Origin of the sequence: Alienimonas sp. DA493 (assembly GCF_043951915.1) — a bacterium.
Lineage (GTDB): Bacteria > Planctomycetota > Planctomycetia > Planctomycetales > Planctomycetaceae > Alienimonas.
On sequence record NZ_JBINJD010000074.1, the window covers coordinates 1 to 23790 of the forward strand.

Annotated in this window: 19 protein-coding genes; 11 read left to right on the plus strand and 8 right to left on the minus strand. The window is 73.4% G+C overall.

Annotated features, from left to right (window positions below; genetic code table 11):
- The 7 genes from ACG2DA_RS12595 to hflC all read left to right on the plus strand — a co-directional run.
- Positions 1-749, plus strand: a 749-nt coding sequence (locus tag ACG2DA_RS12595; RefSeq protein ID WP_395256053.1) for an MATE family efflux transporter, incomplete at its 5' end; no start/stop codon positions are given.
- 28 nt (positions 750-777) lie between these two features.
- Complete coding sequence (locus tag ACG2DA_RS12600) at positions 778-1278, plus strand: tRNA (cytidine(34)-2'-O)-methyltransferase (protein WP_395256054.1); 501 nt, start codon at positions 778-780, stop codon at positions 1276-1278.
- Positions 1271-2023 carry a hypothetical protein gene (locus ACG2DA_RS12605; RefSeq protein ID WP_395256055.1) on the plus strand — a complete coding sequence of 251 codons (753 nt, stop codon included), beginning with the start codon at positions 1271-1273 and terminating at the stop codon, positions 2021-2023. Before ACG2DA_RS12600 ends, ACG2DA_RS12605 begins: the two co-directional genes overlap by 8 nt.
- A gap of 83 nt (positions 2024-2106) precedes the next feature.
- Positions 2107-2415, plus strand: a complete 309-nt coding sequence (locus ACG2DA_RS12610; protein WP_395256056.1) for a hypothetical protein — start codon at positions 2107-2109, stop codon at positions 2413-2415.
- Between the two features lie 49 nt (positions 2416-2464).
- Entirely contained in the window at positions 2465-3382 is a 918-nt protein-coding gene (locus ACG2DA_RS12615; RefSeq protein ID WP_395256057.1) for an RluA family pseudouridine synthase, read from the plus strand.
- A gap of 77 nt (positions 3383-3459) precedes the next feature.
- Positions 3460-4452, plus strand: coding sequence for an FtsH protease activity modulator HflK (gene hflK, locus ACG2DA_RS12620; RefSeq protein ID WP_395256058.1), 993 nt, complete (start codon positions 3460-3462; stop codon positions 4450-4452).
- Positions 4449-5525, plus strand: a complete 1077-nt coding sequence (gene hflC / locus ACG2DA_RS12625) for a protease modulator HflC (RefSeq protein ID WP_395256059.1) — start codon at positions 4449-4451, stop codon at positions 5523-5525. Before hflK ends, hflC begins: the two co-directional genes overlap by 4 nt.
- Before the next feature lie 64 nt (positions 5526-5589).
- Here hflC and ACG2DA_RS12630 read toward each other — a convergent pair whose 3' ends face one another.
- Together ACG2DA_RS12630 and ACG2DA_RS12635 are read right to left on the minus strand one after the other, a co-directional pair.
- Positions 5590-6408, minus strand: coding sequence for an ABC transporter ATP-binding protein (locus ACG2DA_RS12630; protein WP_395256060.1), 819 nt, complete (start codon positions 6406-6408; stop codon positions 5590-5592).
- Positions 6409-6421: 13 nt separating this feature from the next.
- Entirely contained in the window at positions 6422-7294 is an 873-nt protein-coding gene (locus ACG2DA_RS12635; protein WP_395256061.1) for an MlaE family ABC transporter permease, read from the minus strand.
- A gap of 108 nt (positions 7295-7402) precedes the next feature.
- On the opposite strand from ACG2DA_RS12635, the gene ACG2DA_RS12640 reads away from it, so the two are divergent.
- Together ACG2DA_RS12640 and ACG2DA_RS12645 are read left to right on the plus strand one after the other, a co-directional pair.
- Positions 7403-8035, plus strand: a complete 633-nt coding sequence (locus tag ACG2DA_RS12640; RefSeq protein WP_395256062.1) for a leucine-rich repeat domain-containing protein — start codon at positions 7403-7405, stop codon at positions 8033-8035.
- Positions 8032-9840, plus strand: a complete 1809-nt coding sequence (locus ACG2DA_RS12645; RefSeq protein WP_395256063.1) for an arylsulfatase — start codon at positions 8032-8034, stop codon at positions 9838-9840. The genes ACG2DA_RS12640 and ACG2DA_RS12645 overlap by 4 nt, the downstream gene beginning before the upstream one ends.
- 25 nt (positions 9841-9865) lie before the next feature.
- Here ACG2DA_RS12645 and ACG2DA_RS12650 read toward each other — a convergent pair whose 3' ends face one another.
- The 5 genes from ACG2DA_RS12650 to ACG2DA_RS12670 all read right to left on the minus strand — a co-directional run bounded on the left by ACG2DA_RS12650 (position 9866) and on the right by ACG2DA_RS12670 (position 17390).
- Positions 9866-11014 (minus strand): hypothetical protein, encoded by a 1149-nt coding sequence (locus ACG2DA_RS12650; RefSeq protein WP_395256064.1) that lies wholly within the window; start codon positions 11012-11014, stop codon positions 9866-9868.
- Positions 11011-13053 carry a hypothetical protein gene (locus ACG2DA_RS12655; RefSeq protein ID WP_395256065.1) on the minus strand — a complete coding sequence of 681 codons (2043 nt, stop codon included), beginning with the start codon at positions 13051-13053 and terminating at the stop codon, positions 11011-11013. Before ACG2DA_RS12655 ends, ACG2DA_RS12650 begins: the two co-directional genes overlap by 4 nt.
- A 24-nt stretch (positions 13054-13077) precedes the next feature.
- Positions 13078-14346 carry a MotA/TolQ/ExbB proton channel family protein gene (locus tag ACG2DA_RS12660; RefSeq protein ID WP_395256066.1) on the minus strand — a complete coding sequence of 423 codons (1269 nt, stop codon included), beginning with the start codon at positions 14344-14346 and terminating at the stop codon, positions 13078-13080.
- 126 nt (positions 14347-14472) lie between these two features.
- Positions 14473-15759: a DUF1501 domain-containing protein gene (locus tag ACG2DA_RS12665; protein WP_395256067.1), complete on the minus strand. Its 1287-nt coding sequence runs from the start codon at positions 15757-15759 to the stop codon at positions 14473-14475.
- Positions 15747-17390 (minus strand): DUF1549 domain-containing protein, encoded by a 1644-nt coding sequence (locus ACG2DA_RS12670; protein WP_395256068.1) that lies wholly within the window; start codon positions 17388-17390, stop codon positions 15747-15749. Before ACG2DA_RS12670 ends, ACG2DA_RS12665 begins: the two co-directional genes overlap by 13 nt.
- A gap of 139 nt (positions 17391-17529) precedes the next feature.
- On the opposite strand from ACG2DA_RS12670, the gene ACG2DA_RS12675 reads away from it, so the two are divergent.
- The gene (locus ACG2DA_RS12675; protein WP_395256069.1) at positions 17530-18735 is read left to right on the plus strand and encodes a hypothetical protein; all 1206 of its coding nucleotides are present in this window, start codon (positions 17530-17532) and stop codon (positions 18733-18735) included.
- A gap of 15 nt (positions 18736-18750) precedes the next feature.
- On the opposite strand, the gene ACG2DA_RS12680 is transcribed toward ACG2DA_RS12675, so the two are convergent.
- Complete coding sequence (locus ACG2DA_RS12680; protein WP_395256071.1) at positions 18751-22944, minus strand: hypothetical protein; 4194 nt, start codon at positions 22942-22944, stop codon at positions 18751-18753.
- 118 nt (positions 22945-23062) lie between these two features.
- Here ACG2DA_RS12680 and ACG2DA_RS12685 point away from each other — a divergent pair.
- Positions 23063-23790: prephenate dehydrogenase (locus ACG2DA_RS12685; RefSeq protein ID WP_395256072.1), on the plus strand; the 728-nt coding region annotated here is incomplete at its 3' end.

Genomic DNA, 23790 nt, shown 5'->3' on the forward strand with positions numbered 1-23790 from the left:
TGAGTTGGGCCGCGGCGACCGGCGGCGGGTGGTTGGCGAGTTGGGGCGAGGCGTTGATCATCGGCCTGCCGGCGATCGGCACGAACCTGCTGGTGCCGCTCAGTGCGGCGGTCCTGACAAGGTTGGCGGCGAACTTCGGCACCTCGGCGGTGGCGGCGTTCGGCGTCGGCGGCCGGGTCGAGGCGCTGGCGCTGGTCGGGGTGATGGCCGTCGGGTCGGTGAACTCCGTGTTCGTCGGGCAGAACTGGGGCGCCGGCCAGTGCGAGCGGGTCCGCACCGCCGCGACGCTCGTCCTGCGGTTCGCCGTGCTGTACGGACTGGCGGCGTGGGGCGTGCTGTTCCTGATCCGCCGCCCGCTGGCCGCGGCGTTCGTCGACGAGGGCCCCGACGCCGCCGACGCCCTCGTCGAGGCCGCCCAGTACTTCGCCATCGTCCCCGCCGGGTACGCCGGCTTCGGGGCGACGGCGCTGGTCAGCGGGGTCTACAACGCGCTGAAGCGGCCCAGCCGCAGCGTGCTGGTGATTTCCGTCCGCCTGTTCGCGTTGGTCGTGCCGCTGGCGTGGCTCGGGGCGACGTGGCACGGGTGGGTCGGCTTCCTGTGGGGCATCGTCGCCGGCAACCTGACCGCCGGGCTGTTCGCCGCGTGGGTCGTCCGCGGGGCCTTTGCCGCAGCGGACGAACCCGAACCGTCGCCGCAGAGCGGACCGACTCCCGCTCCCGCGGGCGACCCGGAGGCGGCCTGCCTGTAGGCTTCGGCACGCTCACGCCCGATCGCCGATGACCGAACCGCTCTTCCACGTCGTCCTCCACCGGCCCGAGATCCCGCCCAACACCGGGAACGTCGGCCGCACCTGTCTGGCGGTGGGAGCGAAGCTGTGGCTCGTCCGCCCGCTGGGGTTCCGGCTGGACGAAAAGCACCTCCGTCGGGCCGGCATGGACTACTGGCCGCTGCTGGACTGGGAGGCCGTGGACGACTGGGCCGAATACCGCCGCAAACAGCCGGGCGGCACGATCTGGACCTTCACCAAGCACGCCGCCCGCCCAATGTGGGACGCGGAGTTCGCTCCCGGCGACACCCTGTTGTTCGGCAGCGAGTCGTCCGGACTGCCGGAGGAGCTGATGACCCGCGACCCGGCCCGTAACCTGACTCTGCCGATGCGGCCGGAGGTGCGGAGCCTGAACCTCGCCAGCACGGTGACGGCCGCCGTCTACGAAGCCGTGCGGCAGACCGGCGGGCTGCCGCCGGTCGGGAACCCCGTATCATCCCCGCATGACTGACCGCCCCGACGACCCGCTGAGCCCCTCCGCGCTGGAACGCGACGGGTTGACTGACGTGAACCTGACGGAGCCGGACGACGCCCCCGGCCCGCCCAAGCCGGCCGGGCTGCCGGGAAAGTGGATCGTGATGGGCGTCGTCCTCGGTTCGCTGGCGATTACCGCGGGGTTCTTTGCGGTGAAGCTCATCCGGGCGGATCCGCGGCTGCAGAACCGGGCGACGCTCGGCTTCACCGACGGCCTCGGCGCCTTGGAACGGATCGTTCAGCTTCGGCAGAAGATGGACGAACCGGAGATCGCCGCGGACGACGCCGCCGTCGTGGAACTCCAAGAGCGGGAGGCGGCGGAATGGGAGCTGGCCGAACGCTCCTTCGAGGACAGCGTCTCCACCGGCATCGCCCGGCCGGCGGCGGTGGGGTGGCTGGCGGAGTTGAAGCGCCGGAACGGAGAACTGGCCGAGGCGGAACGGCTGTTCGACCAGGTCCTCGGCGACCGCCCGCCCCCGCAGGCGCTCAATGCGGAGGAACTCACGGAGCAGAAGGAGAAATCCGCCGATCCGGCCGACTTCGGCGGCCGAGCCCTTGTTCGGTTCGCGCAGGGCAATGAGGAGCGGGCCGCCGCGGACGCCCGGCGGGCGCTGGAGCTGCTGGACGCCGGCGCCCCCACCCGGGCCGGCGACGTCTGGGCCGCCTTCGCCCCGCCGCGGGAAGAACTGGAGCGCCTCGCCGCGGCCGACGGCGGGTCGTGACGAGCGATCTGCCGCCCGCACCGCCGTCCCCCCGCCGACGGTTCGCGGTCCGGCGGGTGCGTGGGTATTTGGTTCTCGGCCCGTTGCCGCCGAGTGTTCGTTGGCAGGAGCCGGTCGGCCGGGCGGTCCTCGCTCTGATGCTGCCGTTCTGGATCTACTCGCCGGCGCTGGCGATCTGGTTCGTGGCGCTGGACGTCGGAAACGCCAGCGAGGACGTCATCTTCCCAATCCTGTTCGGATTCGCCGGGGTCTCCATTGCCGCCGGGGTGTATCCGCTCGCCACGTGGCCTTGCCGTTGGCCGTACCGGTTCGCGGCGTCGTTCGTCTGGGCGGCCATGCTGGGCGTGGCCGCGTTTCCTTGGACGATGTTGATCGTCAGCTATCTCGAATAGTCCGCCGCCTATCGCCCTGACCGTCACCGGCGCCGCCCACGGCGTCCGGGTGGACACCTTTCTGCACAAGCACTTCCGCAACCACTCCCCGGCCCGGCTGTCCCGCACGGCCACGACCGGCGGCGTGACGCTGGACGACGGCACCCCCGTCGGTCCGCGGCGGCGGGTGACGGAGGGGGACGTGCTGCTGGTTCGCCTCGCCGATCCGCCGGATTGGGACGAGGAGGCGGAGGACGAACCGCTGGACGTCCTCCTCGAAGACCCGTGGCTGCTGGCGGTCCGCAAGCCGCCGGGGGTGATCTGTCACCCCACCGGGGCGACGACGCGCGGCACGATGCTGAACCGCATTCAGGCCCATCTCGACCGGCAGGCCCCGCGGGGGCTGCTGAGCCCCGGCATCGTGCACCGGCTGGACGGGGCGACCAGCGGCGTGCTGTTGACTTGCAAGACAGCCGACGCCCATGCGGGCGTCTGCCTGCAGTTCGAGAACCGCGAGACCGGCAAAGCGTATCTGGCGCTGGTGGAGGGCGACCTCCGCCCGGACGCCGGCCGCTGCGAGCGGCCGATCGGCAAGCGGCGGGACTCAGCCCTGATGACCTGCGGCCCCGACGCCCGCGGCCCCAAACCGGCCCGCACTGATTGGCGGGTCCTGCTGCGGCTCGGCGACGCCACGCTGGTGCGGTGCGATCTGCACACCGGCCGGAACCATCAGATCCGCGTGCACCTGGCGGCGCTGGGCCACCCGGTCCTCGGCGACGCCTTCTACGCCGCGGACGGCGGATTGAAGTGGCCGCCGGGCGAGTGCCCCAACCCGGCCCGCCGGCACGCCCTGCACGCGGCGGAGCTGTCGTTCCGTCACCCGATCACCGGAACGCCGCTGACGGTGCGGTGCCCGCCGACCGATTTCGACGCCCTCCTCGCCGAGCGCCGCGGATCGTCGCCGGCCGGACCGCCTCCCGTGGCCTAGGATGGATTTCTGAACCGGCCGGCCGGCGCGTGCGTTGGCCCGTCGTTCCGTTCTTCCACAGCCCTGATCCCACCCCGATGCCCACCGACCCGTTCGGCCGCCCGGAGCGGCGACGACCGTCCGAGGAGATCGACCTCACCCCGTACGTCAAACCGGCGATCGCGGGGGTGGTCGTCCTCTTTCTCCTGCTGGCGGCGGTGCGGTGCGTGTACACCGTGGAGCCGAACGAGCGGGCCGTGGTGCTGCGGTTCGGGGAGTTCCAGCAGATCGCCGAGCCCGGCCTGCACTTCCGCGTGCCGCTGGCGGACACTGTGGAAACGGTCTCCGTCGAGGTGCACAGCCTGCGGTTGCCGCAGGAGACGCTCGGCGCCGATCGACAAGGCGCTCCCGACGCGGAGTCGTTGATGCTCACCGGCGAGTTATACGCCGCCAACGTGGAGTGGACCGTGCAGTGGCAGGTTCTCGACCCGGAGAAGTACCTGTTCGCCTTCGACCGGGCCGGCGATCCGGAGCAGTTCAGTCGGATCATCGCCACCGCCTCCCGCAGCGTGATGAACCGGCTGGTGGGCGACTACAGCATCGACGAGGTCCTCACCTCCAAGCGCGGCGAGATCGCCGCCGAGGCCCGCCGGGCGACGCAGGCGATGTTGGATCAATACGACTGCGGGGTGACGATCAAGGCGCTGCAACTGCAGCGGGTCACGGCCCCGGCGGAGGTGAAGCAGGCGTTTGACGACGTGGTCGCCGCCGACCAGGACCAGGAACGGCTCCAGAGCGAGGCGGAGAAGGAACGCGAACGCCTGCTGAACGAAAGCAAGGCGGAGGCCGACCGCCTCGTGCAGGAGGCCCAGGGCTACGCGGACCGCCAGCGGGCCGAGGTGGACGGCGAGATCGCCGCCCTGCGAGCCAAATACGAGGCCTACCGGGCCGCCCCGGACGTGACCCGCCAGCGGCTCTACCTCGAAGCGATGCAGGAGGTGCTCGCGGGCGTCTCCGGCAAAACGATTCTCGACGCGGACCTGCAGGGCCCGCTCCCGTTGCTCCAACTCGACCCGGAGGCCTCCCGATGAGCCGTCGCTCCCCCCTCCTCGGCCCGGCGGCGTTGGCCGGGTTTCTGGTCGTGCTGGCGCTGGCCGCCGTCACGCTCTCCTCGTCGCTGTACGCGGTGGACGAGCGGGAGGTCGCCGTGGTGGTCGAGTTCGGCGAGCCGATCGTCGGCCGCACCGAGCCCGGGCTGTACTGGAAAACGCCGTTCATCCAGGAAGTCCGCCGGCTGCCCTCCACCCTGCAGTTCTACCGCACCGGCCCCGGCGACAAGCTGGAGGACCTGCCCACCGCGGACGGACTGAAGATTGACGTCTCCGCCTTCGCCGTCTGGAAGATCACGGACCCGCTGGGGTTCGTCGGCAACCTGCGGACCGTCGAGGCCGCCGAGGAACGCATCGTCCGGGCCCGGGTCAAAAGCGAGATCCGCGACGTCGTCACCGGCGTCGACCTGGCGGAGGTCGTCCGCAGCACGAACCGGGAGCTGACCTACAACTTCGGCGTGCAGGCCCCCGCCGACGCGGCCGATGACGACGCCGGCCCGACCGAGGAAGGCGCCGCCCTGGGCGAGGTGACGGACATCTCGCTGGGGCGGGAGAAGATCATCGCCACGATCCGCCAGCGCCTGCGTGAGAATCTGGCGAAGGAGGAGGGCGAGGATCTGGGTGTGGAGATCGTCGATGTCGGGATCAGCAACATCGAGTTCGTCCCCGCCGTGCGGGAGGCCTCCTTCGCCCGATTCCGCACCGAACTGGAAAGCTACGCGATCTCCTTCCGCACCGCCGGCGAGCGCCGCAAGCAGGAGATCCTCAACGCGACGAACCGCGAGGTGGAACGGATCGAGGGCGAGGGCGAACGGGAGAGCAAAGAGATCCGCGGCGAGATCGACGCCCGCAACATCCGCGAGTTCGCCGCCGCGATCGCGGAGACCGGCGACTTCTACTCCTTCCAGAAGAAGCTGGAGCTCTACCGCACCGCCCTGCAGGGCGATACGCGGCTGGTGCTCACCACCGACAGCGACCTGCTCCGTCTGCTGAAGGAGCTCGAACCCGCCGGTCCGGCGCCCGACAGCGGCGCCGCGGTCGCGGACAGCCCGTAGGGTCCGCTCAGCGGACCGTCTTCAGGTCGCGCCGAGCCAATGCGAGCGGTCCGCGGAGCGGACCCTACGCCGCCAGTTCGGCCAGCTTCGCCCCCGCCTCGCCCCGCACGAACGGGCCGACGGCGGGGTCGTCGCTGGCGAACAGTTCCTCGACGCTCCCGTCGAACAGCACCTGCGACTCGAGCGGCCCCAGGTTCGGCGCCGGCCGCAGCATGACGACACGGTCCGCCACCCGGCGGACCGTGTGCATGTCGTGGGTGACGACGATCGAGGTGACCGGCGGGCGGTCCGGCCGCGGGTCTCCGTCCCGGGAGGCGGCGACGCGGAGGATCAGTTCGTTGATCACGTCGCTCATCACCGGGTCGAGCCCGGTGGTCGGTTCGTCGTAGAGCATCACGTCCGGGTCCAGCGCCAGCGCCCGGGCGAGGCCCACCCGCTTTCGCTGTCCGCCGGAGAGCCCGGCCGGTTTGCGGTGCGTGACGTGCTCCGGCAGGCCGACCTCCCGGATGCGGGCGGCGACCAGTTCCTCCAGCCTCGGCCCCTCGGCGGCGTGCAACTGACGGGGGCCGAAGGCGACGTTCTCGAAGACGGTCATGCTGTCGAACAGCGCCGCCCCCTGGAACAGGTAGCCGAACTTCATCCGCCGCCGGCGGAACTCCTCCGGCGGAAGGGCGTGCACCGGGTCGCCGTCCCACAGCACCCCGCCGCTGGTGGGCGGCAGCAGGGCCGCGGCGAGCTTCATCGACACGCTTTTCCCGCACCCGCTCTCGCCGATCAGGCAGAGCGTCTCGCCCACGGCGACCGACAGGTTCAGCCGGTGGACGATCGTGTTCGAGCCGAACCGCTTGCAGGCGGTGCGGAGTTCCAGCTTGGGGGCCGTCATCCTGATTCTCCCCTCACATCAGCGTCATGGGGGCCGGCCACAGGATCCAGTACAGCCGGCCGAGCACCACGCCCAGCAGGAAGTCCAGACAGAGGATCGCCATGAAGGAGAGCACGAAGCTCTCCGTCGCCGCCGTCCCCACGCCCTCGGCCCCGGCCCCGCAGTGGAAGCCGCGGTGGCAGGCGATCACGCCGATCGACGCCCCGAAGGCGAGGCTCTTCAGCAAGCCGCTGGCGAAGTCGTACGCGGTGATGAAGTTCAGCGTGTGGTGCCAGTAGTGGAAGTCGGAGATGCCCAGCAGCTTCACGCTGAACAGCCACCCGCCGAACATCCCGCAGGCGTCCGCCAGCACGGTCAGCAGCGGAATGAGCAACACGCAGGCGGCGACCCGCGGCACGACGAGGTGCCCGATCGGATCGGCTCCGAGGGCCTTCACGGCGTCGATCTGTTCGGTGACCCGCATCGTGCCGAGTTCCGCCGCCGTCCGGCTGCCGACCCGGCCGGCGAGCATCACCGCGGCCAGCACCGGGCCGAGTTCCTTCACCAGCGAGACGTTCACCACCGCCCCGAGCCGGTTTTCGAGGTGCATCATGTGGAGCTGGTCGTAGCTCTGCACGGCCAGCACCATGCCGATGAACCCGCCGGTGATCAGCACCACGGGGATGCTGCGCACGCCGATCTCGTACAGGCAGGGCAGCAGGACGCGCCTTGAGGGCCGGGCCCGCAGCACGGACCGCAACGCGGCGAGGGCGAACAGGGTGAGGTCGCCGACCTCGCTGACGCCGCTCAAGAGCGTGGCCCCGAGGGCCCGCACCGGCTCCGTGAAGCGGCCCGGGGGCGCGGCGGGTTCGGCGGGCGGGGCGGCGGCGGGCGTTCCGACGGACACGGCCGGGGTCTAGCAGATCCCGCCGGGGCGGCGAACCCGCGTCCATTGCCGCCCGCTCCGATCGGCGGTTACCGTTGCACCGCCCCCCGTTCCCGAGGCGAATCCCCCATGCCGCTCGCCGCGTTGCTCGCCGCCGCCCTGTTCGCCCCCCAGGAATCGGAGTCCGCAGACGCCGCCGCCGTCCCGCCGCTCACCGACGCCGATCGGGCCGCGATCGCCGCCGTGGAGGCCCTCGGCGGTCAGGTCGTCCAACTCGCCCAGAACGACGCCCGGCTGGACGTTTCCTTTCACCTGGGCGACGTGAAATTGACGGCGAAGCACCTCGACGCCCTCGTGCCGCTGGCCGACCGGCTGCGGGAACTGAACCTCCGCGGCACCCCGTTCGACGACGACCTGAGCCACAAACTCACCCTGCTGCCGAACCTCCGCAAGCTGCATCTGGAGAACACGCGGATCACCGACGCGGCCCTCGTCCCCGTCGGCACGCTGGAGAAGCTGGAGTACCTCAACCTGTACGGCACCGATGTGTCGGACGCCGGTCTGAAGAATCTGCGGGGGCTCGTGGCGCTGCGGACGCTGTACGTGTGGGACACGCGGGTCACCCCCGACGGGGCGCTGGCCCTGCTGGAGGACCTGCCGGAGGCGGAGATCGTCGGCGTCGACCTCTCCCCCGAGCCGCGCGAGCCGCTCGTCGCGCCGAAACCGACGGCCGACACCCCAACCGAGGAGAAGGAGGAATGATCCGTTACCTGCTCGCTCTTTCGCTCACGCCATTCGCCTGCGGTTTCGCGGGGGCCGACGAACCGGACGAGCGGCCGAACGTGGTGCTGATCCTCACGGACGATCAGGGCTACGGCGACCTCTCCTGCCACGGGAACACGGTCCTCAAGACACCGAACCTGGACCGGCTGCACGCCGAGTCGGTCCGGCTGACGGATTACCACGTCGACCCGACCTGCTCCCCCACCCGGGCGGCCCTTTACACCGGCCGCTACAGCACGAAAACCGGGGTCTGGCACACGATTCAGGGCCGTTCGCTCATGGCGCCGGAGGAGGTGACGATCGCCGAACGCCTCCGCGACGCCGGCTATCGGACGGGGATCGTCGGCAAGTGGCACCTCGGCGACAACGCCCCGCTGCGGGCCCGTGATCAGGGCTTCGACTTCGCCTACACCCACGGCGGCGGCGGCGTCGGGCAGGCCCCGGACTACTGGGGCAACGACTATTTCGGCGACACCTACTTCTGGTTCTCCCGCTCCGAAAAGAACCCGGACGGCACGGAGAAACTGCAGTCGACCGACGAATACTGCACTGACGAATGGTTCGACGCCGCGGAGGAGTTCGTCGCCCGCAACGCCCCGGCGAAGACCGGGCGCCCCTTCTTCCTCACGGTGGCGACGAACGCCCCCCACGGCCCCTACCGCGTGCCGGAGAAGTGGTCGCAGCCCTACCGCGACGCGGGGGTGAAAGGCGACCGGGCGAACTTCTACGGCATGATCGCCAACATCGACGCCCGCCTCGGCGCCTTTCGCGACCGGCTGGAGGAACTGGGGCTGGCGGAGAACACGATCTTCGTCTTCACCACCGACAACGGCACCGCCGCCGGGCACAAGGACGGCGGCTTCAACGCCGGCATGCGGGGGAACAAGGGCAGCGAATACGACGGCGGCCACCGCGTGCCCTTCTTTCTGCACTGGCCCGCCGGCGGCTTCGCAGAGGGACGCGACGTCGACCGCCTGACCGCCCACATCGACGTGATGCCGACCCTGCTGAGCCTCTGCAACGTACCGCCCTCCGAGGACGCGGCTTTCGACGGCCGCAATCTCACGCCGCTGCTGCGGGGCGAGGACAGCGAGTGGCCGGACCGCACGCTGGCGGTGCATTCGCAACGCATCGAGGTGCCGGAGAAGTGGCGGAAGTCCGCCGTGATGACGGACCGCTGGCGCCTGGTGAACCGGGAGGAACTGTACGACGTCGAGGCCGACCCCGGGCAGAAGACGGACGTCGCGGCCGATCACCCGCAGGTCGTCGCGGAACTCCAACGAGCCTACGAACAGTGGTGGGCGGAGCTTGAACCGGCCTTCGACGACCCGTTCGACGAGGATCTGGTGCGGATCGACCTCGGCCCCGGCCCGGTGGAGCTGTGCGCCCACGACTGGCACCAGCCCGAGAACCGCCCGGTGCCCTGGAGTCAGGCGGCGATCCGCAACGACCCGGTCTCGACCGGCTGGTGGGCGGTGCAGGCCCCCCGGGCGGGCCGCTACCGGATCACCCTCCGCGATCGCCCCGCCGCCGCGGAGGAGGACGGCGACTGGCAGGGCAGCTGCGCCGTCTCGTTCGAGAGCCGCAACTCCCAGACCCGCGGCGCCCGCACCGGGTCGTTCGACGCCCCGCCGGTGATGATCATGTCGCTCCCCGAGGGCCCGGCGAAGCTGACCGCGACGCTCACCGAGAACGACGTCACCCGCGGCGCCTACTACGTGACGGTCGAGGAGATCGAACCGCTGCTCACCCCGGACCTCTCGGACGTGCTGCCGGACGACTGAACCGCGGCGCCGCAGTCCGGCCGGCTCACTGGGCGAAGGAGCGGCTGCCGTTCGGGCTGCCGGTGATCGGGACGTCGGCCGGCAGCGGCCGGGCAGCGACGAACAGCCCGGCCGCCCGGGCCTCCTCCCGCAGCGCGTGATAGGCGGCGAACGCCTCCGGCGCGACCCAGAACGTCGCCGTCGCCCCCGGACCGGCGGTCGCCAGCAGGAAGCGAAAGTCGGAGCCCTCGGCGAGCGCGGCGTCGACCGGGACGGAGGGGTCTTCCCCGTCGTTCGCCAGCGTCCAGCCGGACAGCCGGAACCGCACGACGCCGGGGGAGGAGGTCCGCACCCGGGTGAGCACGTCGTCCCCTTCCCGCTCGATGCGGTAGTTCATCACGTAGCCGGCCATCGGCCCCACGGCGCCGTCGTACCCGCCTTGAGCCACGATCTGGTCGCGGTGTCGCTGCACGTCCCGTTCGAGCCGGTCGGTCAGGGCGTCGATCGGCACCGGCCGGACCAGCCCGCCCTTCGGGTCGTGGGGGTCGCCGACGAGCCGGAAGTGCAGCTCGTCCCCCACGACCCGCCGCCCCACCGGCAGAGCGGAGTGTTCGAACCGCTCCGGCGGTTTGTCGCCCGCCGCCGCGGCCTTGGCGGCCCAGAGGTCGCGGTCCAACCGGGCGGCGTCCGCGGCCCGGGCGGCGGCGGCGGCGTCCGCCTGCAACTGGGTCATCTCCGTCCGCCGGCGTCGCAACTCCGCCGCCGCGGCCGCCGCCCGCTGCCGTTCCCGCTCCGCCGTCGCCTCCGCGATTCGGTTCGCCGCCGCGGTCTCCTCCACCCGCCGACGGAGCGACGCCAGCGTCGCCTCCGCGGCGGCGACGTCCCGCTCCAACGACGCCGGCACCACCGGCGGCGGCGTCGGTTCGAACACAACGTTCGGCTTCGGGGCGATCAGCGGAACACGGGCGACCTTCTCAGGTCCCGGCGCCGCCGGCGTCGGCTCCGGAGCGAGGACCTGTTCCGCGGCGAGCGCCGGCGGTTCCGGCTCCGCCGCCGGGGGCGTCTCCGTCGAGCCGACGGCCGCCTGCAGGGCGGTCATCACGACCAGCACCACGAGAATGCCCACCAAATTGGCGAGCACGTCGAGGAAGCTGTCGCTCCCGGCGTCGGACTGTTCGTGCCGGCGGCGGCTCATCGGGCTTCCCCTTCCAGCTTCACGGTCGCCCCGGCCCACTCCGCGGCTTCGATCAAACGGGAGACTTGCCGCCGGCCGTCGGGCCGGACGCTCAGACGCAATTCGGGGCTCCACCGGAACCCGGTCGGCGGGTCGCCGCGGTCGGCGAGGCGGCGGTCGAACTCGGTTTGCAGCGCGGCGATCAGCCGTTCGTTGTCGGCCGGCAGCGGCACCCAGCGGTCGTTGATCCACAGGTGGGACGCCGCCAGCGTCGCGGGCGTCCGCACGGCGTAGCGAATCCGGGTGTCGCGGGCCGCTGCGTCGTCACGCTTCCCGCCGACGGAGGACCGCCGAGTCGCCCCACCGCCCGCCCTGTCCCCCTCGCGGCCGCCGCTCGCCGCCCCGCTCCCGCCGGCCGCTCCGCCGCCCGAAGCTCCGCCGGCAGTTCCGCCGGATTCGGTGCCGGACGGGCCGCCGGACGCGGAGCGATCGGCCGTTCCTCGCCCCCCGGCTGCGGCGCCGGACTGAGGCGTTCTCTCGCCGGCAGGAAGATTTTCAACCGGGGTGCCCGGACGATCGGTGACGGCGCCGTCTCCGGCGACGGTCTGGGACGCGTTCCCGTCCGGCGCCCCGGCGGCGGGGCCGGCGCCGGTTGTGGCGGGCCTCTCCATACCGGAGTTGGCGGGCCCGCCCGCGGCTCCGGCCGAGGCGGCGGCCGAGGCGGCGCCGGCTCTGTCCGCCGGTCCGCCGGCGAACGGGGAGAACCGACCGCCGGCCGGGGCGGGATGCGACGCGGCGAGTGCGGGCGTCGGTCCGTTCACCATCAGGCGGTCCGCCGGCGAGCCGGCGGGAAAGTTCTTCGACAGATCAGGCCGCCCGGACGCCGCGGCTCCGCCGCCCCCGGCGACGCCTCGTCCCGCGCCGCTCCGTCCCGTCCCGCCGGGGACGAAGGGACCGGCCGCGCCGCCGTCGGCGGGAGCGTTCGCTCCAAAACCCCCGCCGCCGTTCCCTGAACCAGCGGCGCCCGGGAGGCCGGCGCCGGCGAGCGCGGGGCCCTCGGTCGTCGACGGAGCCGGGAGCCGTTGCAGCGCCTCCTGCACCGCCGCGGAGACGGTCGCGGCCGTCTCCGCGGTCGTCTCGCCCCAGGCAATCTCGGCCTCTTCGTCCAGCAATTCATAGCCGAACCGCACCCCGGCGTCGGAGAGGGCCCCGGCGACCCGATAGAACGCCGGCAGGCCGTCCGGACGGACGATCAGCAGCACGTAGCTCTCCCCCGTGGCCGCCGACGCGGCCTGCACGCCGGCCGCCACGGGCGCCGTGCCGGTCGGCGTCGGCCCCGCCGCGGCCACCGGCACCGTCACGCCGTAGGGACGCAACCGCACCCCGTCCGCCACGCATTCCAGCAGGATCGGCCGGTCGGCCGTCACGCCCTCCGGGGTGCGGACGACCGGCAGCAGGGCGCGGGGGGAATCGTCCTCCGCCGCCGCCGCGACGGCGGATTGGAACTCGGCCACCTGCGCGGTCGCGCGGGCCGCCGCCGCCTCGCCGCTCTCCCGGGCTTCTTCCAGCGACGCCAGCCGAGCGCCGGCAGCTTCGAGGGCCGCGGTCGCCTCCGCCGCGGCGAACCGGGCCGCTTCGATCTTCGCCTCCGCCTCCCGACGCCGCAGCGTCGCCGCGTCGAGCCGGGCGGTCGCCTCCGCGGCGGCGGTCCGGGCGGCCGACAGTCGACGCCGCAGCGGTTCGGCCGGGTCCGGCCCCTCGTAGGGCAGCCGCACGACCCGCGGCGGCCCCTGCGGGACCGCCGGCCCCGCCGGCTCCGGCAGGGCGGGTTCCGGCGGTTCAAGCGGTTCCGGGTCTGGTTCCGGCGGCGGCGCGACGACCGCGACGACCGCGACGGCCAGCGGGGCGGGCGGCGACGGGGCGGCCGCGGCCTGGTCGGGGGGCGTCTCGCGGACGTGCTGGGAGAGCGCGATCAACAGCACGATCAGCGTCCCGCTGGCGCACAGGAGCACCGTCAGGAACGGGAACAGGCTGACGTTCGGACCGCTGGCGCGTCGCACGGGTCAGGATTCTCGCCGTCGCCCTCAGGCGGCGCGCCTCTGCGGGGGCGCGACGATCTCGGTCGTCGGTTGCGGGGCGGTCTGAGCCGGCACGCCGCCGAGGCGCATCGTCAGCAGGTGCGCGGCGGCGGTCAGCGAGTGCACCGCCTCCTCGAAGCGCCCCGCTTCGTTCACCGACGCCAGACCGGCGTCGATGCGGCCTGCGATCATGCTCTGGGCCTCGGTCCGCTCCGCGATCAGGGCGAGCGAATCCGCCAGTTCCCGGAGGCGATCGGAGCGATCGACCTCCGCGGCCGCGGCCTCCTCGAAGCCGTCGCTCCAGCGGGAGACGGCCCCGGTCATTGCGTCGGTCGCGGCCCGCACGGCGGAGAGGAACTCTTCCCCGGCGGCCTGCTGACGGCGCTCGGCGGCCTCCGCGGCAGCGGCAGTCTCAGCCCGGATGCCCGCGGCGAACGCGGCCCGGCTCTCCGCCAGCGTTTCCGCCCAGGCCGACCGCATCTCCTCCAAACTGCCCCGCCACGCGGCGGCGTGGACCTCGGCGAGGTCCCCGGCCCGGCGCCGCATCAGCTCGGCCACGTCCGCGGCGGCGGCCCGCACCGGGTCCTCCTCCGTCGCCGGGCAGAGCGGCAGCAGCGTGCGGAAGGCCGCGTCGCGCAGGCGCTCCAGATTCGCCAGTTCGGCCCCCTGCACCGCGTGGGTGCCGAACACCAACACCAGCGACAGGGCCAGAGCCAACGCCGTCGTGTCGAAGGCCACCGCCAGTCCGCCGGTCACCTCGCCCAGCGATTCGCCCAGTCCGTCCGGATCGATGCCGGCGATCGCCAGCGTGATGCCGACGACGGTGCCGAGGAAGCCGAGGATCGGCACCGCCCAGGTGATCGTGCGGACCAGCCCGTAACTGTCGTGCAGGCGGTCGGCGGCGGTTTCGTGCAGGGCGCCGAGCCGGGCCTCCGCCCGGTCGGCGGGGGGCGGATCGGTCAGCAGGCCGCGGACGCGGGCCGGGGCGGCGAGGCGGGAGTCGCCCGCCCAGGTCAGGGCGTCGGCGGCCGTGGGAAAACGACAGGCGGAGAGCGCGGCGACGGCCCGCCGTTCGGCCCGATGCCCGACGGCCCGCATCAGCACGGCCGCGGCCCCGGCGAAGAACAGCCCCACGGTCGCCACCGCCAGCGGGTGGCCGAGGGCGTAGCGGGAGACCAGCGGGTGCGCCAGCGGCCCGCCGTCGCCGCAGGCGACGAGGAACAGCGCCGTCAGCGCCGCCGCGAGGGTCGCGGGGGAGGTGAGCAGTTTCAGCACGCGGACGCCTCGATCCCGGGGGCGATCGCCGCACCGGGGGCTCCGGGCGGCGGCGCGGGTCCTAGCAGCCGACGCCCCGCCCGGTCCATGCCGCCTCGGCCGGCCGCGGGGCCGCGCGCGAAGCGGTCAGGCCCGGAGGGCGGTCAACGGCGTGCCCTCCGCCCGCTTCAGCGGGCGGCCGATCGGCGTCATCTCCTCCTCCTCCGGATCAATCCCGAGGCTGTCGAACACGGTCGCGAAGAGATCCTGCACGCTCACCGGATCGGTCGGCGGCTTCTCGCCGGCCGGGTCGGTCGCGCCGATCACCCGCCCGGAGGCCAGCCCCCCGCCGCCGACGAGGCAGGAAAACCCTTTCGGCCAGTGGTCGCGGCCGTCGAGCGGGTTGATGCGGGGGGTGCGGCCGAACTCGGTCATGACCAGCACGACCGTGCTCTGCAACAGGTCCCGAGCGGTCAGGTCGTCCAGCAGCGCCGACAGGGCGGGGTCGAGCGTCGCCGTCTGCGTCGCCATCCCGCCGAAGTTGTCGGCGTGGGTGTCGAAGCCGTTCAGCGTCACCTCCACCGCCCGCACGCCCGTCTCAATCAACCGGCGGGCGACGAGGCAGCCGCGGCCGAACCGGGTGTCGCCGTAGGCGGCACGCAGGGCCTCGGGCTCCTCGGCGATCTCGAAGGCGTCCGCCTGCGGCGAATCCATCATCGCGACCGCCTCGGCCGTCGCTTCGTCATGCCGCATGCGGGACAACTGCCCCGGCCGGCCGGCCGCGAAGGAGCGGGACAGCACGTCGAGCCCCGCCAAGCGACGCTCCCGCCGCGCGGGGGCCGCGACGTCCGTCAGGTTCGCCGGCGGGCCGCCGGGGTTGTGCACCTGGAAGGCGTCGAACCGCGGGCCGAGATACCCGCCCCGCGGCGGCCACTGGGCCGGGGCGAGGGCCACGTGGGCCGGGATCGCCAAGCCCTCCGGCGGGCTGGCGTAGGCCGCGACCGCCCCCGCGGAGGGGTGCCGCACCGTGGGATCCGGCCGATAGCCCGTCTTGAGGAAGTAGGTGGCCCGCTCGTGATCGCCCTCGGCGCTGGTGAGCGACCGGACGAGGTTCAGCCGGTCCGCCCGCTCGGCCGTGCGGGGCAGCAGGTCCGCGAACTGCACGCCGGGCAATGCGGTCCGCACCGCCTTCGTCGGCCCGCCGATCGCCGTCCCGGGGTGGGGGTCGAAGGTCTCCAACTGGCTCATGCCGCCCTGCATCCAAAGGACGAGCAGGCTCTTCGCCCGCTCCGCCCCCCGCCGCTCCGCGGCCCGGCCGGTCAGCGGCGGCAGGGCGAACGACAGCCCCAGCGAGGCGGCCGCCGCCAACGCCGAGCGGCGCCCCGGCAGAAAGCCCCGCGGCCCCCACGGCGATCGGGCGATCAGTGGTTCCATGAGAATTCCGGCGCGTTGAACAGGGTCCAGTACACGTCTTCCATTGGGTAGTTCGCCTCGTCCCCGTTCGGTTCGTAGTACCGGGCGAGCGCGGCGGCCTCCTCGTCCGTCGGGCGACGGGAGAGCACGCAGAGGAACGCCGCCTCGATCTGCCGGGGCGGCGGACCGGCGAACCAGGTCAGGCGAGCGGGCGCCCCGAACGGCTGCTTTTGGGCGATCTCCCGCGGCAACCGACCGTTCATCCGCAGCAACGCCTGCGGCACGGTGCCGGGTTCGCGGATCAACTCGTCCTCCCCGGGGTCGCCGTAATCGCGAACGAAGTCGACGGTGCGGAAGAATCGGATCGCCCGCACGAACAGCGGGCTGTCGGCGTCGAGAGTCCGCACGCTGCCGGCCTGCGTCATCGCCCCGATCATCTGCTCCGGCCGCAACCGGGTCAGCGGGAACACGGCCCCGGCTCGGGTGAGTCGCTCGTATTCCTGCTCCCCCGCCCCCGGCACGGCGGAGGAGAGCCGGAACGCCCGCGACGCCGCGATCGTGCGGATGAGCCCCTTCAGCCGGTACTGCCCTGGGCCGACGAAGGAGGCGGCGAGCCGGTCCAGCAGATCGCCGGGCTCCCCGGGTTCGAGCGGCTCCGGGTCCGGCAGGTCGTCCACCGGCTCCTTCCAGGCCCGGCCGAACAGCAGGCCCCAAACCCGGTTCGCCGTCGCCCGGCCGAACCGACGGTTCTCCGGGTGCGTGACCCACGCCGCGAGGGCGGCCCGGCGGGCGGTCGAGTCCGCCTCGAACGTCTCCGGCAGTCGCTCCGGGGCGAAGGGCACGGCGGGGGCGACGACGCGGTCCTCCAACGTTTCGCGATCCTGCACGGCGAACTCCTTCGGTTCGCCGTTCTCCCGCGTCCGCTCCCGCACGCCGGTCAGGCCGTAGGCGGTGCGGCCGTAGAAGGCGGCCAGCCCCTCGAAATCCCCCTGGGACCACTCGGCGAAGGGGTGATCGTGACACTGAGCGCAGTCGATCCGCTGTCCCAGAAAGGCCCGCACGGTGCGGCCGGCGAGGGCCTCGCGGTCCAGCAGATCGTTCTCGATCTCCGCGGTGACGAAGTTCACCTCCGGCTTGGCGGTCCACATCCCCTCCCCGGCGATCATCCGGCGGACGGTCTCGTCCCAAGGGGCGTCCCGGTGCAGGCGGTCCGCCAGCCACGCCTTGAAGCGGTCGCGGCGGAACAGGATGAGGTTTCCCTCGTGCACGCCCACCAGCGCCCGGGCGAGCCGTTCGGCCCAGTAGTCGGCGAAGCGACGGTCGGCGAGCAGCCGGTCGGTCCAGCGGACCAGCCGGTCCGGGCCGGCGTCCGCCTCGAAGGCCCGGATCTCCTCCAACGACGGAATCGTGCCGTGCAACGCCAGCGAAAGCCGTCGCAGCACGAGCAGATCATCGGCGGGCGGGGCCGGTTCGACCTGCTCCTCCGCCCACCGTTCGGCGAAGAAGTCGTCGACCGCCGCGGCGTCCGGCAGGTCTTGGAGCGGCGGCGGACCCGGGGGGACGTCCCGCTCCGCGGCGGCGAAGGCGGCCGCACAGACCGCCCCCGCGGCGAGCAGGGCGAGCCAGCGGCGGGAGGGGCGGGCGAACGGCACGCGGGCGGGCGGCAGGGAAACGGCAATCGTTCAAAGTTACCCGGACGCGGTCGTCCAGGTTTCCAAGGATTCGTCGCAACGCCGACGATCTTCGAGGGGTATCGTCCGGCGTCCCGCTTTCGCCCCACGCCGGCTCTGCATGTCCGTCGCCCTCGCTCCGCCGACCGCCGCGGCGCTGACGGAATCGGCCGAGACGCCCCATCGTCCGGGGCGCCTCCGCCGCATGTGGGGCTGGGTGACGGTCGCGGTCCGGGCGACGGTCGGCACGCTGAGCTTCGGCGCCTTGCTGGCCGCCGTCGCGGCGGTCCCCGGCGGGCCGCTGCTGGCGCTGGGGTGGATGCTGGAGGCGGAGGGCCGAGCCGCCAACGGCGTGCGACGGTCCTCCGAAGGAAGCGAACGGGCGACGGCCCGCCCGCCGCTCGGCCGGCTGCTGCGGGCGGCGGCCCTGATCGCGGGGGTGGCGGCCGCGATCTGGCTCGCCCTCCAACCGGTACGGTTTCTGGCCGGTCTGGCCTCGGACGCGGCGGTCATCGCCCCCGGCTCGGCCGCGGCCCGCGGCTGGCGGGCGGCGACCTACGCCCTGGCGGCGGCGCTCGCCGCGCACCTGACCCTGTGGCTGCTCGCGGGGGGGCGCACCGGTTGGTTCCGGCCGCTCCGCAATTTGCTGCGGGTTCTGCGGGGTCCCGGGGCGGCGCTGGACCGACTCGGAGCCCGATGCGGCTGGCTCTGGACTGAACTGGCGCCGGCGGGGGCGGTCGTGTTGGGGGCGAAAGGGTTTCTCGTGGCGGCGGCGTGGGCGCTGGCGCCCTCCGTGCTGCTGGCAATCCAGGGGGACGGGGCCGGGCGGGCGCTGGCCCGCACGCTGGGGGCGCTCTGGCTGGCGGGCGTGCTCCCGCTGATCCCCGCGGCCCAAGCGAACCTTGCCGCGGCCCGGCGGGACGGCTTCTGGCGGAGCCTGCGGGCCGGGTTGAGCCCGCGGGGGGCGTGGCGGACGTGGCGCACCCGGCCCGCGCGGTGGGTCGGCGTGCTGCTCGCGGTGATCGTCGGTTCGCTGCCGCTCTACTCGCTGGCGGTGGTCGAGGCGCCCGCGGACGCCCGCTGGCTGCTGACGCCGGCCTGCATCGCGGGCGTGCTGCCGAGCCGCCTGCTGGCCGGCTGGACCCGACGGAACGCGGACGCCGTCGCCGCCCCGCCCGGCCGGTGGTGGGCGGCGTTCTGGCTGCCGCTCGGCTGGGCGATTTCGCTGGCGTACGCGGGCCTGCTGTTCCTCACGCCGCTCCTCAGCGCCGCGGGGCCCGTCGCGGCCCTGCGGCAACCGGGGCTGTTCACCCCGGTGCCGTTTTGAGCGGGGCAGCGCCGCTCAACGCCGATTGAGGCGCCGCAGTTGCCCCACGAGGTCGCCGTAGCCCAGCGGTGCCGGGGGGAGGCGGACCGGGTCGGCCGTCGCCCGCAGCTGGCGGCTGACCTCCTCCTCCAACCCGTCGAGCCACTCCGGCGGCTCGGGGCCGCTGGGGCGACTGCGTTCCCGCAGACGGTCGACTTCGCCCCGCAGCTCCGCGAACCAGGCCCGGGCCGGCCGGCCGTGGCCGCCTTTCAAACTCGGTTTGACGAGGGCGTACAGCCGCTCTCGGATCAGCGGGCCGACGAGCCGTTCCTCCAATTTGTCCCGCACCCCGGGCAGGCGGACGCCGTAGTGCTCCTCCCGATCGGCCAGCCGGACGAGGTGCATCTCCGCCCGCTGCCGCGTGTCGCGGCGCATCATGCGGAGCCAGCGGTCGGCCAGTTCCAGTTCGCCGCTCCGGGCCAGCGCCCGGAAGATGACCGCCCGCGGCACGCGGTGCCATTCGTCCCGGTCGTAATCGACCTCCACCCGCAGGAAATCCAGCAGGCAGTAGAAGCGTTCGCCGTAGTCGCTGCGGGTCGTGAGGGAGTTGTATTCGATCCAGCGATCGACCTTCTCCACGACGATCTGCAGGATCAGGGTGAGCAGCTTCTCCGCCTGCGCCCGCTCGATGCGGCGTTCGACCAGATCGTCGACGAGGGCGTTGGTTTTGAGCGGGTCCGGGTTGCGGACCAACGCCTCCAGGTATTGATCGACGCCGGTGTGCAGCACCATTCGCACGTGCCCCAGCGTGAGGTTGCGGGCGTGCAGCAGTTCGCCGCCGTACTTGGCGATGAACTCTTTGAGGTCCCGCCGCAGGCCGGGATCGCGGAGGTTCTCGGCGACGCTGAGGCGCAACGTGCGGCTGTGCCCGATCCAGAGGGTGCGGAACGGCCGCAGCAAGCGGGCGAAAGTGCGGATTCGCCCCTCGTTCGGGTTTTCGTAGAGGCTGCGGCGGCCGCTCTCCCGCGGGTCGGGCGGGATGCGGGCGAAGTTCGGGGCGGCGGGGCGGTCCGGCGGGGCCGTCGCCCGCACCGCGGCGGCGGTTGCGGCGCTGAGGGCCCGGCGGAACAGGCGGTCGAACTCCGTGACGACCGGTCCGCCGATCCGGCTGCCGCGTTCGGCGTGCAGCACCGCCGACAGCAGGCGGTGCGTCTGAGAGATCAGCCCCAGCCGGGGCAGTTCCACGGCGAGATGATCCAATAATCGCCAGTCCGCCCGACTGCGGGCGGCGACGACCGGGTCCCCCCCGCGGTCCGGCGGCACGTAAAGCAGGCGCCGGCGCCGCAGTTTGGCGGCGAAAGCGGCGAAGGTCCGGCGGGCGCCGGCCCGGTCCCGCCGCTGCACGGCGGCCAGCAGGCGGTGGGCGGCGACGGCGAACTCGTCCGTGTCCTCCGCCGTTCCGTCCCCGTCGCCGTCGCTCTCGACCAACTCGCTGTCGGCGGTCTCGGCGAAGCCGTCGAGCCGGGCGCGGGCCAGGCGGGCAGTCAGCGTCAGTTCCGCCGCCGCCCCGATCAGGCGGTGCACGAGGCGGTGACGGATCTGCAGGCGCTCGTCCCGCAGCATATTTTCGATCTCGTCCCCGGTGGCCGAACCGATCGGACGCTCGTGAATCAGGGCCGCGGCGGCGGTGAGTTCGTCCCGCAGCCGGACCAACTCCCCAGTCCAGTGCCGGAGCACGTCGACGAAGGGGCCGGTCTCCGCGGGAGACTCCGCCCCGGCGGCGGGCGGCGGGGGCACCGCGGCGATCGCGTCCCGCCAGAGGGCGGCGACGGCCTCCCGGTAGCGGATCGGCACGTCCCAGCCGCGGACCAGTTCCGGCAGCAGTTCGTCCAGATCCCCCGGCGGGCCGGGGCCGTCCAGCAGATCGCCCTCGACGCCGTCGTCCGTGCTGCCCTGGAAGGTGACGCCCTCATAGGCGGCGGCGAACTCGTCGCCGTCGTCCTCGTCCTCCGGGTCCTCCTCCCCGCCAACCAGCGCCGCCCCGCCGCCCTTGCGGGGGGGGATCAGGTCGCCGTCCGGCAGTTCCAGGGCGAGGTGCTCCGTGTTCGGTTCGAGCCGTTCGAAGAACTTCGCCGCCGGCTCCGCGGCGCCGTTCCCCTTCGATTGGTCGGCCGCGGAGAGCTGGCCCAGCAGGCTGCGGCGGAGTAGATGGAAGACGGTGTTCCCCTCCGGACCGGCGCCGAACTGCTCCGTCTCGCCGACCCAGTAGTACAGCAGGCCGGCCGCGGCGGCGGGCTGCTCGGTGCGAAGCAGCAGATCGGCCGCCCGGGCCAGCGAGGCCCCACGGTCTAACTCGTCGAGCCGCTTCGCCCAGAAGCCCAGCCCGGCGTCGGCCCCGCCGGCGTCGTGCCACTCGCCCAGCACCCCCGCGACGCGGGCGGCGCTCTCCACCGCGGCCGCTCCCTGCACCGCCGGCAGACCGTCGACGGTGGTGGTGGCGAACCGGTCCCACCAGTCGGCGAACCGCTCCAACCGGGCGGCGAAGCCCACGCCGGCCCCGGCCTCGCCCGCTTCGCCGGCGGCGGGGGCGGGATCGTCCGCGGAGACGCCCCGGGCCGCCGATTCGATCCGCACCTCGCCGCCCAGCCGGAGCGTCTCGCCGACCAGCTCGATCAGCGTTTCCAGCCGCGGGTCCGGCAGGCTGTCCTCCCGGGCGCGGAACAGCGGGTACTGGCCCTGGTAGCCGATCACCGTCCACGGGTCCGGCAGCAGCCCGCAGTCGACGCCGCGGCGGATCAGCCCGGCGGCGGCGTCCCAGCGGTCGGCGGCGTCCCGCAGGCGGCCGGCGGGGTCCTTCGCCGCGGCGAAGCCCTCGGCCAAGGCGCATTCAATCCCCGCCTCCAACCGTCCGGCGGCGCTGGGGTTGTTCGCCGCCTCCTCCCGGGCCGCGTCCGGCTGGCCGAGCCGGGCGTACTGCGTGGCGACCGTCCGCCCCTGGGCCTGGCGGGCGGTGAGGTCGGAGAGCGAAAGGTTGAGATACTGCCGGACGTGACCGAACGGCTGGCGGGTTCGCTTCGTCACCTCGGCGAGCCGATTGGCCCGCTCGCCGGTCTGGGAGTCGATCAGCCACTCGTAGAACCGATCCCGCAACGCCGCGATGCGGGGGAGCAGCGTCATCAGGGAGGCCGCCGAGTCGTGGGCGTGCGGGTCCCGGCCCGAGACCGCCGCCGCCATCAGCACGGTGCCGGCGAGGGCCGCGGAGCCGTCGAACAGCCGCTCGGCGTGCGGGCCGTCGCCGTCCCGTTCCACCCAACGCTGGATCGCGCCCAGCACCGGCCGACGGAGGACGAATCGGGTATAGTCGCCGCCTTCGGAGTCGTCGGCTCGCTCGTCGGTGAGGCGGGAGAGCCCGTCGGCCCGGTGGCTCTCGGGGTCCCACTCGCCGAACAGGTAGTTCGTGCGTTTGAAGACCGGGTGGCGGTCGTCGTAGGTCCGCAGGTCGAGAGCGAGTTCCCGCATGCGGTCCGGGTGGAACTCCGCCTCCTCCAGCATGTCGGCGGGCGTCTGCCGGAGCAGGGCGAGGGTGGCGTCCAGCAGTTCGGCGTTCGGCCCGGGGGCGCTCCCGACCTCCGGCCGCCACAGCGGGACGGGGCGGTGCCGTTCGTGGGGGTGCACCTCGCTGCGGGCGCCGCCCTCCAGCACCGGGATCGGACGGTGGCCGACGTAGTCGTTCAGCCGCAGCACCGCGGCCCGCACCACGCCCGGCCCCCCGGTCGTCCCGTTGCCGTGCTGACCGACCTGCAACAGGGCGTCGGCGGCCGCGGCGAGGAACAGCGGGGCGGAGAGGTCCGCCTCCGACAGGTCCGGCAGCAGATCGCGGTGATAGCGGCGGTAATCGTCCGGCAGGTTGCGCAGCCCCTCGAGCACGGCCCGCGCCTGGGCGGCGTCCGCGAAGGCGGCCCGCTCCCGCGACAGCGTCTCCAACCGCTCCGAGAGCGCCGCCAACGTCCGCGGATAGGGCGGCACGGTCCCCGCGCCGCCCGCCAGGGCGGAGGCCAGTTCGCAGAAGCCGACCGCCAGCGGACCGTCGTTCCCCCCGGAGGAGAAGTTCAACGCCCCCAGGATGCGGTCGCAGGCCTCCGTCACGCTCGCCTCGGGGGCGGGGCGTTCCGACGCGGGGGCGGCCGGCGGTTCGGAATCGGGTGCGGCGGTCGAAGTCGAGTCTGTCACCGGGGCATTAGCGCAGGCGGCGCGGGCATTTCAACCCGCGCCCGTTCCGCCGCCGCAGAGCCGGGCGGACGGGTTGTCGGTGGGAAGGGCGGTCGGGGGTCCGTAGACTCCCGCGTCCATGGGCCGACCGACGACCCCGCCGCCGAACGTTTCGCCTGCGGAGGGGGCTGGAGAGCCGCGCACCGGCACGCTGGGGGTCGTGGGCGTGGGGCTGATCGGCGGGTCGATCGCCGCGGCCGCGAAGGCTCGCGGGGCGGCCGACCGCGTGATCGGCTTCGGCCGCAACGCCGACCGGTTGGCCGCCGCCCGCGACGCGGGTCTGCTGGACGAATTCTCCACCGAGCCGGAGGCCGCGGCGGGGGCGGACCTGCTGGTCGTCTGCACGCCGGTCGGGCGAATCGTGGCGGACGTCCGCCGCTTTCTCGGCGTGCTGAACGAACAGACCGTCGTCACCGACGCGGGCAGCGTGAAGGGGGCGATCTGCGAGGACCTGCGGGACCAGCCGCAGTTCGTGGGATCGCACCCGCTGGCCGGTTCGGAGAAGGCGGGGTGGGAGCACGCCGACGCGGACCTGTTCGCCGGCCGGGTGACGGTCGTCTGCGGGGCGCGGGACGACGCCCCGGCCGCGGCCGTGTCCCGCTTCTGGCAGGCGCTGGGCAGCCGGGTGGAGTGGATGACCCCGGCGGAGCACGACGCCCGCCTGGCCCGCACCTCGCACCTGCCGCACGCGATGGCGGCGGCCCTCTGCCTCGCCGCGGACGCCGACGTCCGACCCGGCCGCGGCGATGGTCGGCTGACCAGCACCGGCTTCGCCGACACGACCCGGGTCGCCGCGGGCGACCCGGC